Origin of the sequence: Gordonia sp. NPDC003585 (assembly GCF_040610755.1) — a bacterium.
GTDB lineage: Bacteria > Actinomycetota > Actinomycetes > Mycobacteriales > Mycobacteriaceae > Gordonia.
Window position 1 is genome coordinate 1 of the sequence record NZ_JBEXMX010000033.1, and the last position, 17285, is coordinate 17285.

15 protein-coding genes, 2 pseudogenes and 1 riboswitch are annotated in these 17285 nt (G+C 67.5%); all 17 genes and pseudogenes read left to right on the plus strand.

What is annotated here, in order from left to right; translation table 11 throughout:
- Positions 1–1107 (plus strand): annotated as a pseudogene (locus ABZW74_RS11105) (primosome assembly protein PriA); the annotation flags it as partial.
- Between the two features lie 22 nt (positions 1108–1129).
- Positions 1130–2077, plus strand: coding sequence for a methionyl-tRNA formyltransferase (gene fmt, locus ABZW74_RS11110; protein WP_240858296.1), 948 nt, complete (start codon positions 1130–1132; stop codon positions 2075–2077).
- Positions 2078–2151: 74 nt separating this feature from the next.
- Positions 2152–3501: a transcription antitermination factor NusB gene (locus ABZW74_RS11115; protein ID WP_355276248.1), complete on the plus strand. Its 1350-nt coding sequence runs from the start codon at positions 2152–2154 to the stop codon at positions 3499–3501.
- A gap of 42 nt (positions 3502–3543) precedes the next feature.
- Positions 3544–4236: a ribulose-phosphate 3-epimerase gene (gene rpe, locus ABZW74_RS11120; protein ID WP_240858290.1), complete on the plus strand. Its 693-nt coding sequence runs from the start codon at positions 3544–3546 to the stop codon at positions 4234–4236.
- 22 nt (positions 4237–4258) lie between these two features.
- Positions 4259–5260 (plus strand): bifunctional diaminohydroxyphosphoribosylaminopyrimidine deaminase/5-amino-6-(5-phosphoribosylamino)uracil reductase RibD, encoded by a 1002-nt coding sequence (gene ribD, locus ABZW74_RS11125; RefSeq protein WP_355276250.1) that lies wholly within the window; start codon positions 4259–4261, stop codon positions 5258–5260.
- A 241-nt stretch (positions 5261–5501) separates the two neighbouring features.
- Positions 5502–5642: pseudogene (locus ABZW74_RS11130) on the plus strand (carboxyl transferase domain-containing protein); the annotation flags it as partial.
- Between the two features lie 68 nt (positions 5643–5710).
- Positions 5711–5869: riboswitch (FMN riboswitch) on the plus strand.
- Between the two features lie 45 nt (positions 5870–5914).
- Entirely contained in the window at positions 5915–6532 is a 618-nt protein-coding gene (locus ABZW74_RS11135; RefSeq protein ID WP_355276215.1) for a riboflavin synthase, read from the plus strand.
- A gap of 20 nt (positions 6533–6552) precedes the next feature.
- Positions 6553–7926, plus strand: coding sequence for a bifunctional 3,4-dihydroxy-2-butanone-4-phosphate synthase/GTP cyclohydrolase II (locus ABZW74_RS11140; protein ID WP_355276217.1), 1374 nt, complete (start codon positions 6553–6555; stop codon positions 7924–7926).
- Complete coding sequence (gene ribH / locus ABZW74_RS11145; RefSeq protein ID WP_240858262.1) at positions 7923–8444, plus strand: 6,7-dimethyl-8-ribityllumazine synthase; 522 nt, start codon at positions 7923–7925, stop codon at positions 8442–8444. Before ABZW74_RS11140 ends, ribH begins: the two co-directional genes overlap by 4 nt.
- Before the next feature lie 56 nt (positions 8445–8500).
- Positions 8501–8920: a PH domain-containing protein gene (locus ABZW74_RS11150; protein WP_240858660.1), complete on the plus strand. Its 420-nt coding sequence runs from the start codon at positions 8501–8503 to the stop codon at positions 8918–8920.
- 54 nt (positions 8921–8974) lie between these two features.
- Positions 8975–11035 carry an excinuclease ABC subunit UvrC gene (uvrC, locus tag ABZW74_RS11155; RefSeq protein WP_355276219.1) on the plus strand — a complete coding sequence of 687 codons (2061 nt, stop codon included), beginning with the start codon at positions 8975–8977 and terminating at the stop codon, positions 11033–11035.
- On the plus strand, positions 11025–11930 hold the full coding sequence (gene rapZ / locus ABZW74_RS11160) for an RNase adapter RapZ (RefSeq protein ID WP_240858250.1): 906 nt from the start codon (positions 11025–11027) through the stop codon (positions 11928–11930). Before uvrC ends, rapZ begins: the two co-directional genes overlap by 11 nt.
- Positions 11927–12934, plus strand: a complete 1008-nt coding sequence (yvcK, locus tag ABZW74_RS11165) for a uridine diphosphate-N-acetylglucosamine-binding protein YvcK (protein WP_240858247.1) — start codon at positions 11927–11929, stop codon at positions 12932–12934. Before rapZ ends, yvcK begins: the two co-directional genes overlap by 4 nt.
- Positions 12935–13018: 84 nt before the next feature.
- Positions 13019–13996 (plus strand): DNA-binding protein WhiA, encoded by a 978-nt coding sequence (whiA, locus tag ABZW74_RS11170; RefSeq protein ID WP_240858659.1) that lies wholly within the window; start codon positions 13019–13021, stop codon positions 13994–13996.
- Between the two features lie 177 nt (positions 13997–14173).
- Positions 14174–15196 carry a type I glyceraldehyde-3-phosphate dehydrogenase gene (gene gap / locus ABZW74_RS11175; RefSeq protein ID WP_240858233.1) on the plus strand — a complete coding sequence of 341 codons (1023 nt, stop codon included), beginning with the start codon at positions 14174–14176 and terminating at the stop codon, positions 15194–15196.
- A 34-nt stretch (positions 15197–15230) separates the two neighbouring features.
- A complete protein-coding gene (locus ABZW74_RS11180) occupies positions 15231–16442 on the plus strand; it encodes a phosphoglycerate kinase (RefSeq protein WP_240858226.1) in 1212 nt (403 codons plus the stop codon).
- On the plus strand, positions 16443–17234 hold the full coding sequence (gene tpiA / locus ABZW74_RS11185) for a triose-phosphate isomerase (protein ID WP_240858220.1): 792 nt from the start codon (positions 16443–16445) through the stop codon (positions 17232–17234).
- Positions 17235–17285: the final 51 nt, after the last annotated feature.

Consider the following 17285-nt stretch of genomic DNA (forward strand, 5'->3'; position numbering starts at 1 on the left):
TTCGCGCGGACCGCGGAGGCGCAGGCGCTCGTGGCCGCGGGCTGGGCGCATGACCTGGTGGCCGATCGGGCACAGGTGCGCTCCCGCAGCCCACGGGTGCAGGCGATAACCGATGACGACGCCCAAGTGGCCCGCGATCCGCAGGCACGCTCGGCGCGCATTCCGGCAGTCGCGTTCGACGCCGCGCGTGCTGCTCTGGCCGCCGACCTGCCCGTGGTCTTCAGCGTGCCGAGGCGCGGATACCTGCCGTCCCTGGCCTGCACGCGCTGCCGGGAACATGCGCGGTGTCGCGCATGCCACGGCCCGTTGCAACTCGACGGTGCCGGTCACGTCAGTTGTCGGTGGTGCGGGCGTGCCGAATCTTCCTTTCGATGCCCGGCATGCGGCGGTACCCAGGTCCGGGCCTTGGTCACCGGGGCCCGCCGAACCGCGGAGGAGTTGGGGCGGGCATTTGCCGGGGTACCGGTGGTCACGAGCGGTGGGTCGTCGATCGTCGACGAGATCCCGGCCGGCGCACGAGTCGTCGTCGCCACTCCGGGTGCGGAGCCCGTCGCCCCGGCCGGCTACGGTGCCGCGATCATTCTCGACACCTGGGCGCAACTGGATCGCGCCGATCTGCGTGCCGGCGAGAACGCGGTCCGGCGGTGGATGGCGATCGGTGGGCAGGTGCGGGCGCACGGCGAAGGTGGACGGCTCGTGATCGTGGCCGACTCGGCATTACCGCCAGTGCAGGCGATCATCCGGTGGGATCCGGTCGGCTTCGCCGAGACCGAGCTTGCCCAGCGCGACGAACTGGGGTTTCCGCCCGCTGTGACCATGGCGTCGATCGACGGCACCCCGGCAATGCTGACCGAGTTCACCGGTCACCTCGAGATCCCGGCCGGCGGAGATGTGCTCGGTCCGGTGCCGCTGCCGCCCGGCGTTCGACCCCCCGCCGGTGCCGACCGCGACGACGCCGACACCGAGTTCGATCGGGTTCTTGTGCGTGTGCCACGTCGTGACGGACGGTTGCTGGCCGATGCGCTCGTTGCCGCGCAGATACGTCGAAACGCCCGACACGAGACGGGGCCGATTCGCGTCCAGGTCGACCCGCCTACCATCGGATGAGCATTCCAGAGAGGACCGAGTCGTGCGCATAGTGTTCGCGGGCACCCCCGACGTCGCCGTACCGTCGTTGCAGGCGTTGCTCGACTCACCCGAACACGACGTCGTCGGGGTCATCACCCGGCCCGACGCGGTGTCCGGTCGGGGACGCAAGGTGTCCCGATCACCGGTCGGGTTGGTGGCAGACGAACGCGGTGTGGAGGTGATCACCCCGCGTCGCCTCGCTGAGCCGGAGGTCGCCGAGGTGCTGGCGCGATGGAATCCCGACTGTGGTGCGGTCGTCGCCTATGGCGGCCTGGTGCCGGCGGACCTGCTCGAACTTCCCGACCACGGTTGGGTCAACCTGCACTTCTCGGTCCTGCCGGCGTGGCGGGGAGCGGCGCCGGTGCAAGCGTCGATCGCAGCGGGCGACGAGGTGACCGGCGCGAGCACGTTCCGGCTCGAGAAGGGTTTGGACACCGGCCCGGTGTTCGGCGCGCTCACCGAGACAATCGCACCTGGTGACACCAGCGGAGAGCTGCTGGACCGTCTGGCGGTGGCCGGCGCGGGCCTGCTCGTGCGCACTCTCGACGGCATCGCCGCGGGTGAACTGGCTCCCACGCCGCAACCGGCCCACGGCGTCAGTCATGCTCCCAAGATCGAGGTCGACGATGCCCGCGTGCGCTGGGAACTGCCCGCCCACATCGTCGAACGCCTGATCCGGGCACACACCCCGGTGCCGGGCGCGTGGACCGGCCTCGACGACGCGCGGATCAAACTGGGACCGGTCAGGGTCGTGGGCGACGACGAGCCGGACCGGCCCGCCGACCGTCTTGCACCGGGTGCGGTCGCGGTCACCAAGAAGGCGGTGTTCGTCGGCACCGGCACCGCGCCGGTGCGACTCGGGACGGCTCAGCCGCCCGGGAAGAAACCGATGCCGGCGGCGGACTGGGCGCGCGGGGCGCGACTCGGCGACGAGACGACGCTGCGGTGAGCGGCGACTCGCGGGGCGGGGACTCGAGGGGCGGGGACCGCAAGTTCCGGCAGAAGGACCTCGACCCGGCTCGGGTGGCGGCCCGCGACACCCTGCGTGCCGTCCGGGAACGGGATGCCTACGCCAACCTCGTGTTGCCGAAACTGTTGCGCGAGCGGCACATCACCGGCCGCGACGCCGCGCTGGCCACCGAACTGACCTACGGCACCGCACGGGCTCAGGGCACTCTCGACACGATCATCGCCGCGGCCGCCGGACGCGACATCGCCGACATCGACGGGGCGCTGCTCGACGTGGTGCGGATGGGTGCCTACCAGTTGCTGCGCACGCGGATCGGCGCACACGCCGCCGTGTCGACGTCGGTGGACCTGGTGCGATCCGAACAGGGTATGGGCCCGTCCGGATTCGTGAATGCGGTGCTGCGCAAGGTGTCTCAGCGGTCCGAGGACATCTGGGTGGATGAGCTGGCTCCCGACATCGCCGACGACCTCATCGGTCACCTGGCCTTCCAGTACGCCCATCCGCGCTGGATCGCGGAGGTGTTCTTCGACGCGCTTGGTGGGTCGGCCGGGCAATTGCAGGCCGCGCTGGCCGCCGACGACGCCCGGCCACCGGTACATCTGGTGGCGCGCCCCGGGCTCATCACCGCCGAGGAACTGGCCCTCACCAGCGGGGGAGAGGTGGGCGACTACTCGCCGTACTGCGTCTACCTGCCCGGTGGCGATCCCGGTGATCTCGACGCGGTCCGTGACGGTTTCGCCGGGGTGCAGGACGAGGGCAGTCAACTCGTCGGCCGCGCCGTGACGGTTGCGCCCGTCGACGGACCGGATGGCGGGCGCTGGCTCGACATGTGCGCCGGACCGGGCGGAAAGGCCGCGTTGATCGGCGCGCTCGCCGACATCGACGGCGCACATCTCGACGCGATCGAGGTGTCCGAGCATCGAGCGGAGCTGATCCGCAAGGTGGTGTGCGACCTGCCGGTCGATGTCCGCGTCGCCGACGCCCGTGATGCAGGCCTCGAGCCCGGATACGACCGGATACTTCTCGATGCACCCTGCTCTGGACTGGGCTCCTTGCGCAGGCGTCCGGAGGCACGCTGGCGTCGGAGGCCCGAGGATGTCGCGGAACTCGTTGTGCTGCAACGAGAATTGCTCACCGAAGCCGTGCGACTGGTGCGTCCGGGCGGCGTCGTCGTCTACTCGACGTGTTCGCCGCACCCGGCGGAGACCGTCGAGGTGATCTCCGCGGTCCTCGACTCGGTACCCGATGCCAGTCAACTCGACGCGCGACCGATGGTGGCCGTGGGGCGGTTCGCCGGCGCGGACGCGACGACGCTCGGCGACGGTCCGCATGTCCAGCTCTGGCCGCACCTGCACGGCACCGACGCGATGTTCCTCTCGGCGGTGACGAGGACTGAGCCGTAGCCCGACCGGGCATCTCGATGGGCAACCCATACAATCTGCGGCATGTGTAACCCTGGCAGCACACCCATGATCGCCCCGTCGATTCTGTCCGCCGACTTCGCGAACCTCGCGGCCGAGGCGGCAGCGGTCGAAGGGTCGGACTGGCTGCATGTGGATGTGATGGACGCCCACTTCGTGCCGAACCTGACCCTTGGGTTGCCCGTCGTCGAGAGTCTGCTCAAGGCGACCGACATACCGATCGACTGCCACCTGATGATCGAGAACCCCGAGCGCTGGGCGCCACCGTATGCCGAGGCGGGTGCCTACAACGTCACCTTCCACGCGGAGGCGACGTCGGACCCGATCCCGGTGGCGCGCGACATCCGCGCGGCAGGCGCCAAGGCCGGGCTGTCGATCAAACCGGGCACTCCGCTCGAGCCGTACCTGGAGATCCTCAAGGACTTCGACACGCTGCTGATCATGAGCGTCGAACCGGGCTTCGGCGGTCAGAAGTTCATGCCCGAGGTGCTCGCCAAGGCGCGTGCCATCCGCGAACGCATCGATGCCGACGAACTGCAACTGCTCGTCGAGATCGACGGCGGCATCAACGCCGACACCATCGAAGAAGCCGCGGAAGCGGGCATCGACTGCTTCGTCGCGGGGTCCGCCGTCTACGGCGCCGAAGATCCGGGGGCCGCCGTCGCCAAGCTGCGCGAGCAGGCCGCATCGGCGCGCGCCGGAGCAGCCGGGAGCTGAACCGGCCATGGCCGTCGGCGATCTGGACGTCGTTGCGCTCATGCGTCGAGCGATCGACGCATCGGTGGCCGCGCAGGGAAGCAGCAGCCCCAACCCGCCCGTCGGAGCCGTCATCCTCGGGGCCGACGGAAAGGTGGTCGGGATCGGACATACGCAGCCGCCCGGCGGCCCGCACGCCGAGGTGATGGCACTGCGCGCGGCCGGGGAACGCGCGCGGGACGGGATCGCGATCGTCACACTCGAACCGTGTAACCACACCGGCCGGACCGGGCCGTGTGCGCAAGCACTTATCGAGGCCGGGGTTACCGAGGTGCACTACGGCGTTGCCGACCCGAATCCGGCGGCCGCGGGCGGAGCCGAGACCCTGCGCCGCGCCGGTGTTCTCGTCACGGGAGGAGTCGCAGCCGACGAGATCACATCGGGCCCGCTGCAGCCCTGGCTTCATCGGCAACAGCACGGCCGACCTTTCGTCACGGTGAAACTCGCGACGACGATCGACGGTCGCATCGCCGCGCCGGATGGCACGAGCAAATGGATCACCGGGCCGGGCGCGCGAGCAGTGGCGCATCGGCAACGTTCCCGCATCGACGCGATCGTCGTCGGTACCGGGACCGCGCTGGCGGACGATCCGTCGCTCACCGCGCGTCGTCCCGACGACACGCTGTATGACCATCAACCGATTCGGGTGGTGGTCGGCGACCGCGAGGTGCCGGACGGCGCGAAACTCCGGGACGGTGTGGCACCCTTCGTCCACGTACGAAGCCACGATCCGGCCGCGGTCCTCGACGCGCTCGACGACGCACTGTGGGTGCTGGTGGAGGGTGGCGCAACGCTCGTCGGGGCCTTCTTTGCCGCAGACCTCGTGGATGAACTGGCGGTCTTCGTCGCCCCCACGGTTCTCGGCGCCGGCCGGAACGCGGTGGACATCCCCGGCATCACCACCCTCGCGGATGCCCGCCGATTCGAAACACGTGAGGTACGCCTCGTCGACGGTGGGGACGTGTTCATCCGGATGACGCGCTGATCTGCCGGTGCGACGCACACCGCAGCAGGATCGTTTCGAACCGTGAATGTCGTTGGTCCACAGTCCTATCGCGACTGCGCGGAGTGCCGGCACTTGGTCGTTTGATCAGAACCTTCGCTTCTCGGACCAGTCGTTTCGATTGCTGGACAGATCGATGTGTGGTCGCTCAGAGTCGCGTTACGCGACCGTAGGTTACTGATGAGTTGGGTAGGGGGAGGGCTCATCCAGTGTCCGGGAACGGTGGGTGGCGGCCGAACGCGGTTATATCGATGCGGTGATCGAGCCGTCCCATACCCGGCTCGAGATTCGCCGGGCATTGGCCATGCTGGCCGACAAAGAGGGTTCCCACGGCGCACGAAAGCATCTGCTGATGCCTCTCTGACCCACCCCGGTTTCGTTCACCGGGAGCACAAGGCGATCTGTGTTGCGTCGCGTGCTAGCGTCGAAGGCACCAGTTCTCGGGGCGGGGTGAGATTCCCCACCGGCGGTGATGATGTCGCGAGGTCCTGCTCGTGACACCGAGCCCGCGAGCGCCTGCCGACGCAGGGACAGCAGATTCCGGTGCGATTCCGGAGCCGACGGTCATAGTCCGGATGTGAGAGAACAGGCGACACGAGGCCGTCTGCGTCTGCTCCGAGCAAGCAGGAGGAGCACGTGTTCACCGGAATCGTGGAGGAGCTCGGCGAGATCGCCGCCCGCGAAGACCTTCCCGACGCCGCCCGCATCACCGTCCGCGGGCCCATCGTCACCTCAGACGCCGGCTACGGCGACTCGATCGCCGTCAACGGTGTCTGTCTCACGGTCGTGGAGAAACACGACGACCGATTCACCGTCGACGTCATGGCCGAGACTCTGCGTCGCAGTTCACTGTCCGATCTCGGGCCGGGCAGCCGGGTCAATCTCGAGCGCGCGATGCCTGCGGGAGGACGGTTCGGCGGGCACATCGTCCAAGGACATGTCGACGGGACCGGTGAGGTCATCTCCGTCTCACCGTCGCAGCACTGGACGGTCGTGCGAATCGCGGTACCCGCGGCGCTGAGCCGCTACCTCGTCGAGAAGGGGTCGATCACCGTCGACGGGGTCTCGTTGACCGTCTCCTCCCTCGGCATGACCGATGCGGCGGACTGGTTCGAAATTTCCTTGATCCCGACCACGTTGTCCGAGACGAATCTCGGGTCGGCGCAACCCGGCACGGTGGTCAACCTCGAGGTCGACGTCATTGCGAAGTATGTGGAGCGGTTGAACTCGCCCCATGTTCCGGAAGTGAAGTGATTGTGATGAGCGAGAGCCTGATGAGTGATACCCCCGAGAACGTTGCCGACTCTGCAGGGTCCGATGTGCAGCTGGACACGATTGAACGCGCGATCGCCGACATCGCGGCGGGCAAGGCCGTGGTCGTCGTCGACGACGAGGACCGGGAGAACGAGGGCGACCTGATCTTCGCCGCCGAGAAGGCGACCCCCGAACTCGTCGCCTTCATGGTCCGGTACACGTCCGGCTATCTCTGCGTCCCGCTCGACGGCGACACGTGCGATCGCCTCGGCCTGCCGCCGATGTATTCGATGAACCAGGACAAGCACGGCACCGCCTACACGGTGACCGTCGATGCCCGCGAGGGCATCGGCACCGGCATCAGCGCATCCGACCGCGCCACCACCATGCGGCTGCTGTCCGCGCCGGACAGCACGGCCGGCGACTTCACGCGGCCCGGCCACGTGGTCCCGCTGCGGGCGAAGGACGGCGGCGTGCTGCGGCGCCCCGGACACACCGAGGCCGCCGTCGACCTGGCGCGGCTCGCCGGCCTGACACCGGCGGGCGTGATCTGCGAGATCGTCAGTCAGAAGGACGTCGGCTCGATGGCGCAGACCGACGAGCTGCGGGTCTTCGCCGACGAGCACGACCTCGCCCTGGTCTCGATCGCCGACCTGATCGCCTGGCGGCGCCGGCACGAAAAGCATGTCGTACGGGTCGCCGACGCCCGAATCCCCACGCGCCACGGCGATTTCCGCGCGGTCGGTTATTCGAGTGTCTTCGATGACGTCGAGCACGTCGCACTCGTCATGGGCGACATCGCCGGTGCCGACGGTGCCGGCCACGACGTTCTGGTCCGGGTTCACTCGGAATGTCTGACCGGTGACGTCTTCGGCTCGCTTCGCTGCGACTGCGGACCGCAACTCGATGCGGCGCTGGAGATGGTGGCCGCCGAGGGTCGCGGGATCGTGCTGTACATGCGCGGTCACGAAGGCCGCGGTATCGGCCTCCTCCACAAGTTGCAGGCGTATCAACTGCAGGACGCCGGCTCGGACACGGTCGACGCCAACCTGCAGTTGGGCCTGCCGGCGGATTCCCGGGATTACGGACTGGGCGCACAGATCCTCGTCGATCTCGGCGTGTCGTCGATGCGATTGCTGACCAACAATCCCGCCAAGCGAGTGGGCCTCGACGGCTACGGGCTGCAGATCGTCGAACGGGTGCCCATGCCGCTTCGTGCAAATCCGGAGAATCTGCGGTACCTGCGTACCAAGCGTGATCGCATGGGACATGATCTGGAGGGCTTGGACGTCGAACATCCGCATGGCCCACATGATCTCGGCCCCGGAACTGATCTCGGCCCCGGAACTGATCTCGGCACCGAAACGTCCTCCAACGGCGGGAGTCCGGCATGAGCGGGCACGGCGAACCGCAACTGGAACTCGCCGACGCCGGCAAATTGCGGCTCGCGATCGTGTCGTCTCAGTGGCACGAGACCATCTGCACCGCGCTGCTCGACGGCGCGCGCCGCGCGGCGAGTAAACACGGGATCGACGACCCCACCATCGTGGCCGTCGCCGGTGCGATCGAACTACCGGTCATCGTCCAAGCGCTGGCGCGATCGCACGACGCGGTCGTGGCGCTCGGCGTGGTGATCAAGGGTGAGACGCCACACTTCGACTACGTGTGCGACGCGGTCACCGCCGGCCTGACCCGGGTCTCCCTCGACGAGTCGACCCCGGTCGGTAACGGTGTGCTCACCGTTTTGACCGAAGACCAGGCCATCGCGCGTGCCGGCCTACCCGGGTCCACCGAGGACAAGGGCGCGCAGGCGACGGTCGCCGCGCTGGCGTCGGCGCTCACGCTGCGCGCGCTGTCCCGCGGCGAGGATCTGCCCTCGGTCGGCGCGGCACCCGCCGCGACGGACGCGTGAGCGCGGGGGAGAACTCGGCCGACGGTGACTGGGACTTCGTGTACCGGCCACATCGGATGCCGAGGTTCGCGATTGCGGCGGCGGTCGTCGTCCTCGCGATCCACATCACGTTCGGCATCCTGCTGACCATCTCCGACACCGGGCCCCGCAACATCGGAACCGCCGACCAGGCCGCGATCATCCTCATCGGCATCCTGATCTGCGGGGCCATCCTCCTGCTGACCCGCCCCCGTCTACGGGTCGGCCGGGCGGGTATCGGGGTGCGGAATCTGGTCGGGGAGAGGCTGTTCGGCTGGGACGACGTGGTCGGGCTCACCTATCCGGAACGCGGTTTCGGCGCGCAACTCGAACTACCCGCCGACGAACACATCCCGGTCCTGGCCGTGCAGGCCGGTGATGGTGACCGCGCCGTCGAGGCGATGAACCGCTATCGGGAACTCGAGGAGCGCTACGGAAACGTGCAACGGTCGCGCTGATGCAGGCCGGGCACACCGCGACTGCTGTCAGCGTCGGCGACTAGCCTGGAATCCGTGGCCGACCCGATGACGTACCGTCCCGCACCCGGGACGATTCCTACCGAACCCGGGGTCTACCGCTTCCGCGATGCGCACGGTCGGGTGATCTACGTCGGGAAGGCCAAGAGTCTGCGGTCGCGGCTCACGTCGTATTTCGCCGACATCGCGTCCCTGCATCCCCGGACCCGCCAGATGGTGACCACCGCTGCCTCGGTGGAGTGGACGGTGGTGGGCACGGAGGTCGAGGCGCTTCAGCTCGAATACAACTGGATCAAGGAGTTCGACCCGCGGTTCAACGTCCGGTATCGGGACGACAAGTCTTACCCGATGCTGGCCGTCACCCTCAACGAGGAGTACCCCCGCCTGTTCGTCTACCGCGGGCCGCGGCGTCGGGGCGTTCGCTACTTCGGTCCGTATTCGCACGCCTGGGCGATCCGGGAGACGGTGGACCTCCTGACGCGTGTGTTCCCGGCACGCACCTGCTCGGGCGGCGTGTTCAAACGTCATCGGCAGATCGATCGGCCGTGTCTGCTGGGCTACATCGACAAGTGCGCCGCCCCGTGCGTGGGTCGCGTCAGCGCCGCCGAGCACCGCGAGATCGTCGACGACTTCTGCGACTTCCTGGCCGGCCGCACCGACCAGATGATCCGTCGGATGGAACGTGAGATGTCCTCGGCCGCAGAGGAACTCGACTTCGAGCGCGCGGCGAGACTGCGCGACGACATCGGGGCCATGCGGCGCGCCATGGAGAAGCAGGCTGTGGTGCTCGGTGACGGCACCGACGCCGACGTGATCGCCTTCGCCGGGGACGATCTCGAGGTCTCGGTGCAGATCTTCCACGTGCGTGGCGGACGTGTGCGCGGCCAGCGCGGATGGGTGGTGGAACGCTCGGACAACGGTACCGTCGGCGAGATGGTCGGTGAGTTCCTCACCCAGTTCTACGGCCAGCAGGTCGATCTCGACGCGACCGTCGACATCGGCACCGACCGGGCGCGTGGTGAAGCGGTGCCGCGTGAGGTCCTGATTCCCGAAATGCCCGGTGATGCCGAGGAACTCGAAGACTGGCTGTCGGGACTGCGCGGCAGTCGTGTCCGCTTGCGGGTACCGCAGCGCGGCGACAAGAAGGCGCTGTTCGACACGGTGGGCCGCAACGCTTCCGAAGCTCTGGCCCAGCACAAGCTCCGGCGCGCCGGTGACCTCACGACCCGCTCGGCGGCGCTCACCGAGCTACAGGAGTCGCTCGCCCTCGATCAGGCGCCGCTGCGGATCGAATGCGTCGACATCTCCCATGTGCAGGGGACCGACGTGGTGGCCTCCCTCGTCGTGTTCGAGGACGGATTGCCGCGCAAGTCGGACTACCGTCATTACTCCATCCGGCACGCCGCGGGCGACGGGCGTTCCGACGACGTGGCGTCGATCGCCGAGGTCACCCGGCGACGCTTCCTGCGCCACCGCGCAGATCAGCAACCCGCCGATCAGCAAATCGAGGCGGCGGGACCAGATCATGTGCCGCCGACGGTTCCGAAGAAGTTCGCTTATCCGCCGAACCTGTTCGTCGTCGACGGCGGTGCGCCCCAGGTGCACGCTGCCGCGGCAGTGCTCGACGAACTCGGGATCACCGACGTGTCCGTCATCGGTCTCGCGAAACGACTCGAAGAGGTGTGGCTGCCCGACGATGACGAACCGGCGATCCTGCCGCGGTCCAGCGAGGCGCTGTTCCTGCTGCAGCGGGTCCGGGACGAGGCACACCGATTCGCGATCACCTTCCACCGCAGCAAGCGCAGCAAACGGATGACCGAGTCCGTGCTCGACGGGGTTCCGGGTCTGGGACGGACGCGCAAGACCGCGCTGGTCACCCACTTCGGTTCGGTCGCACGGTTACGTGAGGCATCCTTGGAGGACATATCGGAGGTTCCGGGGATCGGGCGCTCGACCGCGCGAGCGGTGCTGACCGCACTGTCGGTGTCCGGGACGACGACTGTGGATCAGGCGAGCCGAGAACACACCAACACAGCTCAACCAAGCACAGCTCACACGGGCACGGATCAACCACACGGAGGCGACGATGACGACTGACGACGAGACGCCCACCGACGACCTCACCGTTCTGTTCGTCGCGGGGATGTCGGGCGCCGGTCGGTCGACGGCCGCAAACGTTCTCGAGGACGACGGCTGGTATGTCGCCGACAATGTTCCACCGTCGTTGATCTCGAAGATGGTGCAGATGGTTCGCGACAGCGACCCCGGGATCACGCGCCTCGCAATGGTGCTGCGCGCGTCGGACCCCGATCTCGCGACGGAACTCGAGGCACTTCGAACGTCCTTGGAGGACGGCGGAATCCGTACCAAACTGCTCTACCTCGACGCCAGCGATCACGCGCTGGTCCGGCGATTCGAGCAGGTGCGCCGACGACATCCGTTGCAGGGCAGGGAAACCCTGACCGAAGGAATTGCCCGGGAGCGGGCCATCTTGGCACCGATCAAGAACGTAGCCGACCTGGTGGTGGAAACCTCGGCGCTGACCGTGGCCAAGCTGCGGGAGGTGGTCGAGGAGGCCTATCCGCATTCCGACAGCAGCCTGTCGGTGGCCGTCCTGTCGTTCGGCTTCAAATACGGCCTGCCGATCGACTCCGATCTCGTCGTCGACGTGCGCTTTCTGCCGAACCCGTACTGGGTCGACGAATTGCGTGACCACAACGGCCAGGAAGCGCCCGTGCGCGACTACGTGCTCGGTCACCCCGACGCCGCGGGTTTCCTCGATCTGTATACCGAGCTGGTGGGCATCGTGGGTCGCGGCTATCTGCGAGAGGGCAAGCGCTACATGACGATCAGCGTCGGCTGTACCGGTGGCAAGCACCGCAGTGTGGCGCTCTCGGAGGAACTCGCCCGGCGACTCGGCGAGATGACCGACGACACCGGCGCAGCCCCGTACGACGTGCGGGTGCTGCATCGTGATCTGGGGCGCGAATGACCGGCGTCGGTCGCATCGTCGCGCTCGGCGGCGGGCACGGCCTGTACGCGACGCTGACCGCGATGCGATATCTGAGTCCCGACGTGACCGCGGTGGTGACGGTCGCCGACGATGGCGGATCGTCCGGGCGACTTCGGGCCGAACTCGGGGTGATCCCGCCGGGGGATCTGCGAATGGCCTTGGTGGCGTTGATGTGTGCGCCCGCCGCCCTCGACGAACTTGCTGCCCGTGATGAGAGCGGCGAAGACCGCGCTCGTCACGATCGTTGGGCGCACGCCCTCCAGCACCGATTCGGCGGCCGCGGCGCGCTCGCCGGCCATCCCATCGGCAATCTGTTGCTCGCCGGACTCACCGAGGTCCTCGGCGGTACCGAGGCCGCGCTCGACGAACTGCGGACGGTCTTCGGGATCGACGGTCGGGTGCTCCCGATGTCGACGGTGCCACTCGACATCGAGGCCGACGTCTCGGGCCTGGAATCCGATCCGCGGATCAGCCGGTGCATCCGTGGCCAGGTGGCGGTGGCGACCACACCCGGAAAGGTGCGTCGTGTGCGTCTGCTGCCGGCAGAACCGCCCGCGTCCCGTGCCGCGATCGACGCGATCGACGCGGCCGATCTCGTGGTTCTCGGGCCGGGATCGTGGTTTTCCAGTGTGATTCCGCACGTTCTGGTCCCGGAACAACTTCAGGCTCTGCAGCGCACCGCGGCCCGCAAGATCCTCTTTGTGAATCTGGCACCGGAACCGGGTGAGACACCTGGGTTTTCGGTCGAACGGCATCTGCATGTGCTGCACGCCCATGCCGACCGGTTCCGCGTGGATCACGTTGTGGTCGACGCTGCGTCCGTGCCCGCCGGACGCGAGCGTGATCATCTGATCCGCGCTGCGGAGATGTTCGGTGCGCACTTGCATGTGGGTGACCTGGCCAAGGACGGGCAACAGGTCCATGACCCGGCCAAAGTCGCGACTCTGGTGAACGAACTGTGCGAACGTGAAGTCAGCCGCTAGGCTTGCCGGGCAGCGTGGGCCCCGTGGTGGTCCAGCGATTCTGGTGGCGACGGCCACGTGACAGGAGGACAGGGACTGGTGGCGATGACCGCGGCGGTGAAGGACGAACTCAGTCGTCTCGCGGTGACTCAGGTGAGTTGCCGAAAAGCCGAGGTGTCGGCGCTCCTGCGGTTCGCGGGCGGATTGCACATCATCGGCGGTCGCGTGGTGGTCGAGGCCGAAGTCGACATGGGAAATGTGGCCCGCCGTCTGCGTCGCGAGATCTTCGAGTTGTACGGATACAACTCCGATGTGCACGTGCTACGCGGTGGCGGTCTTCGGAAGTCGGCGCGCTACATCCTGCGGGTGACCAAGGACGGCGAGGGGCTGGCCCGGCAGACCGGGCTGCTCGATCTGCGTGGCCGCCCGGTGCGCGGTCTGCCGGCCCAGGTCGTAGGCGGCAGCGTGGCGGACGCGGAGGCGGCCTGGCGCGGAGCATTCCTTGCCCACGGTTCGCTCACCGAACCGGGCCGTTCGTCGGCGTTGGAGGTCAGCTGTCCCGGGCCAGAGGCGGCGCTCGCCCTGGTGGGCGCGGCCCGCCGGCTCGGTGTGGCCGCCAAGGCGCGCGAGGTGCGCGGCGCCGACCGCGTGGTGATCCGCGACGGCGAGGCGATCGGCGCGTTGCTGACGCGGATGGGCGCACACGACACCAGGCTCGTCTGGGAAGAACGGCGGATGCGGCGCGAGGTGCGTGCGACCGCCAACCGGCTCGCCAACTTCGACGACGCGAACCTTCGCCGATCGGCCCGGGCCGCCGTTGCCGCCGCCGCGCGCGTCGAGCGCGCACTGGAGATCCTCGGCGACGAGGTACCGGATCACCTGATCGCGGCCGGCCAGTTGCGGATCACCCACCGCCAGGCCTCGCTCGAGGAACTCGGCCAGCTCGCGGATCCGCCGATGACCAAGGACGCGGTCGCCGGACGTATCCGCCGGTTGCTGTCGATGGCCGACAAGAAGGCGCGGCAGGATGGCATTCCCGACACGGAATCCGCGGTGACCTCCGATCTCCTCGACGACGCCTGACTCTGACCCCGACGGGTTCACCTCCCGTTCACGTTCGCTCGTCCATTCACCCCTTACGTGCACCCTTCGGGGCATGTCCTACTAGGCTTAAGGATGGCGTGTCCGTGTTCGCGATCCTCACGAGCCCGGGCACGATCCCCGCAGAGCTCGATGAGGAAACCGCTAAGGAGCGCAACAGTGACTGTTCGGGTAGGCGTCAACGGATTCGGCCGGATCGGCCGCAACTTCTTCCGCGCCGTTGAAGCACAAAAAGCATTGGGCACCACCGACATCGAGATCGTTGCGGTCAATGACCTGACCGACAACGCGACTCTCGCCACCCTCCTGAAGTTCGACTCCATCCTGGGTCGTCTGCCCGAAGACGTGGGCCTCGAGGGCGACGACACCATCGTCGTCGGGGACAAGAAGATCAAGGCATGGGCCATCAAGGAGGGTCCGGCCGCGCTGCCGTGGGGCGATGTGGGCGTCGATGTCGTCGTCGAATCCACCGGCATCTTCACCGACGGCACCAAGGCGAAGGGTCACCTCGACGCCGGCGCCAAGAAGGTTCTCATCTCCGCTCCGGCGAAGAACGAGGACATCACCATCGTGATGGGCGTCAACGACGACAAGTACGACGGCAGTCAGAACATCATCTCCAACGCGTCGTGCACCACCAACTGCCTCGGCCCGCTGGCCAAGGTCGTCAACGACGAGTTCGGCATCGTCAAGGGTCTGATGACCACGATCCACGCCTACACGCAGGATCAGAACCTGCAGGACGGACCGCACTCCGATCTGCGTCGCGCGCGTGCGGCCGCCCTCAACATCGTCCCGACCTCCACCGGTGCGGCGAAGGCCATCTCCCTGGTGCTGCCCGAACTGACCGGCAAACTCGACGGTTTCGCGCTTCGTGTGCCGATCCCGACCGGCTCGATCACCGACCTCACCGTCGAACTCGAGAAGGGCCCCACCGCCGACGAGATCAACGCAGCGCTCAAGGCCGCCGCCGACGGACCGCTCAAGGGCATCCTGAAGTACTACGACGCGCCGATCGTGTCGAGTGACATCGTCACCGACCCGCATTCGTCGCTGTTCGACTCCGGTCTCACCAAGGTCATCGGCGGCAACATGGCGAAGGTCAGCTCCTGGTACGACAACGAGTGGGGCTACTCCAACCGCCTCGTCGACCTGGCGGGCCTCGTCGGCAAGTCCCTCTGAGCCTCGCTCCACCGACCTCAGGAGTCACACGAGAATGGCTGTACCCACACTGAAAGACCTTCTGGACGAAGGCGTTTCGGGTCGGGGAGTGCTGGTTCGATCGGATTTCAACGTCCCGCTCGACGGGTCGACGATCACCGATCCGGGCCGCATCCTCGCCTCCCTGCCCACCCTGAAGGCGTTGATCGACGCCGGCGCCAAGGTGATCATCACCGCCCACCTCGGGCGGCCGAAAGGGGAGCCCGATCCGAAGTACTCGCTGGCACCGGTCGCCGAGCGGCTCGGTGCGGAGCTTGGCCGCAACGTGCAACTCGCCGGCGACGTGGTCGGCTCCGACGCGCTCGCCCGGGCCGAGGGCCTGACCGACGGCGATGTACTCCTGCTGGAGAACATCCGCTTCGATCCGCGCGAGACCTCCAAGGACGAGGCCGAGCGTGAGTCCCTGGCCAAGGCGCTGGTGGAGCTCGTCGGCGACGACGGAGCGTTCGTCTCGGATGGCTTCGGCGTGGTGCACCGCAAGCAGGCGTCGGTGTACGACGTCGCCAAGCTCCTCCCGCACTATGCGGGAGAGCTGGTGGCCACCGAGGTCAATGTGCTGGCAAAGCTGACCCACGACGTGTCGCGCCCGTACGCCGTGGTGCTCGGCGGGTCCAAGGTGTCGGACAAGCTGGGTGTCATCGAGGCACTTGCGCCCAAGGTCGACACGCTGGTGATCGGTGGCGGTATGGCCTTCACCTTCCTTGCTGCACAAGGACATTCAGTGGGTTCGTCGCTGTTGCAAGAAGATCAGATCGACGTCTGCAAGGACCTCTTGGAGCGGTTCGGTGACGTGATCCACCTGCCGGTGGACGTGGTGGTGGCCGACAAGTTCGCCGCCGACGCCGAGTCCGACACGGTGTCCACCGATGCGATCCCGGACGGCTGGATGGGTCTGGACATCGGGCCGGAATCGGTGAAGCGGTTCGCCGCCGTGCTCGGCGGCGCGGAGACGATCTTCTGGAACGGTCCGTCGGGTGTGTTCGAGTTCGAGAAGTTCTCGGCAGGCACCAAGGGGGTGGCCGAGGCCATCGCCGGTGCCACCGCCAAGGGTGCCTTCACCGTCGTCGGCGGCGGTGACTCGGCGGCTGCGGTGCGGACGCTCGGGCTGCCCGATGATGGTTTCTCGCACATCTCGACCGGCGGCGGCGCGTCGTTGGAATACCTGGAAGGCAAGGAATTGCCCGGACTGAAGGTGTTGGAGAGCTGAATGTCAGGTTCACGTAAGCCGCTCATCGCGGGCAACTGGAAGATGAACCTGAATCATCTGGAGGCGATCGCGCTCGTCCAGAAGATCGCGTTCGCGTTGCCGGCGAAGTATTTCGACAAGGTCGACGTGACGGTCATCCCGCCGTTCACGGATATCCGCAGCGTGCAGACCGTCGTCGACGGCGACAAGTTGCTGCTCACCTATGGTGCGCAGGATCTGTCTGCACACGATTCCGGTGCTTACACCGGCGAGATCAGCGGTGCGTTCCTCGCCAAGCTCGGCTGCACTTTTGTGGTGGTCGGGCATTCGGAGCGTCGCACGATGCACGCCGAGACCGACGACGTGGTGCTGGCCAAGACCAAGGCGGCACTCAAGCACGGTCTCACGCCGATCGTCTGCATAGGTGAAGGACTCGACATCCGCGAATCCGGCGAGCACGTCGCGTACAACGTGGCGCAGCTCAAGGGCTCGCTGGCCGGGTTGTCGGCGGAGGAGATCGCGAAGGTCGTCATCGCCTACGAACCGGTGTGGGCGATCGGTACCGGCCGGGTGGCCAGTGCCGACGACGCGCAGGAGGTGTGCAAGGCGGTTCGCGAGACTCTCGTCGAGATCGCCGACGATGCCACCGCGGCATCGGTCCGGGTCCTCTACGGCGGATCGGTGAACGCCAAGAACGTCGGGGACATCGTCGGCCAGGCCGACGTCGACGGTGCACTCGTGGGTGGGGCCTCGCTCAAATCGGACGAGTTCGCCACGCTGTCGGCGATCGCCGCGGGTGGCCCGCTGCCCTGATTCGGGTACACCATCTGTACACTGTGGCAGGTTGGTCTCGAGACGCCTCGT

Bases quoted from the DNA above. Each gene is read 5' to 3' on its own strand.
- rpe (WP_240858290.1), top strand. From the start codon at position 3,544: ATGTGTAACCCTGGCAGCACACCCATGATCGCCCCGTCGATTCTGTCC.
- ABZW74_RS11140 (WP_355276217.1), top strand. From the start codon at position 6,553: ATGAGTGATACCCCCGAGAACGTTGCCGACTCTGCAGGGTCCGATGTG.
- ribH (WP_240858262.1), top strand. From the start codon at position 7,923: ATGAGCGGGCACGGCGAACCGCAACTGGAACTCGCCGACGCCGGCAAA.
- ABZW74_RS11150 (WP_240858660.1), top strand. From the start codon at position 8,501: ATGCCGAGGTTCGCGATTGCGGCGGCGGTCGTCGTCCTCGCGATCCAC.
- rapZ (WP_240858250.1), top strand. From the start codon at position 11,025: ATGACGACTGACGACGAGACGCCCACCGACGACCTCACCGTTCTGTTC.
- yvcK (WP_240858247.1), top strand. From the start codon at position 11,927: ATGACCGGCGTCGGTCGCATCGTCGCGCTCGGCGGCGGGCACGGCCTG.
- whiA (WP_240858659.1), top strand. From the start codon at position 13,019: ATGACCGCGGCGGTGAAGGACGAACTCAGTCGTCTCGCGGTGACTCAG.
- ABZW74_RS11180 (WP_240858226.1), top strand. From the start codon at position 15,231: ATGGCTGTACCCACACTGAAAGACCTTCTGGACGAAGGCGTTTCGGGT.
- tpiA (WP_240858220.1), top strand. From the start codon at position 16,443: ATGTCAGGTTCACGTAAGCCGCTCATCGCGGGCAACTGGAAGATGAAC.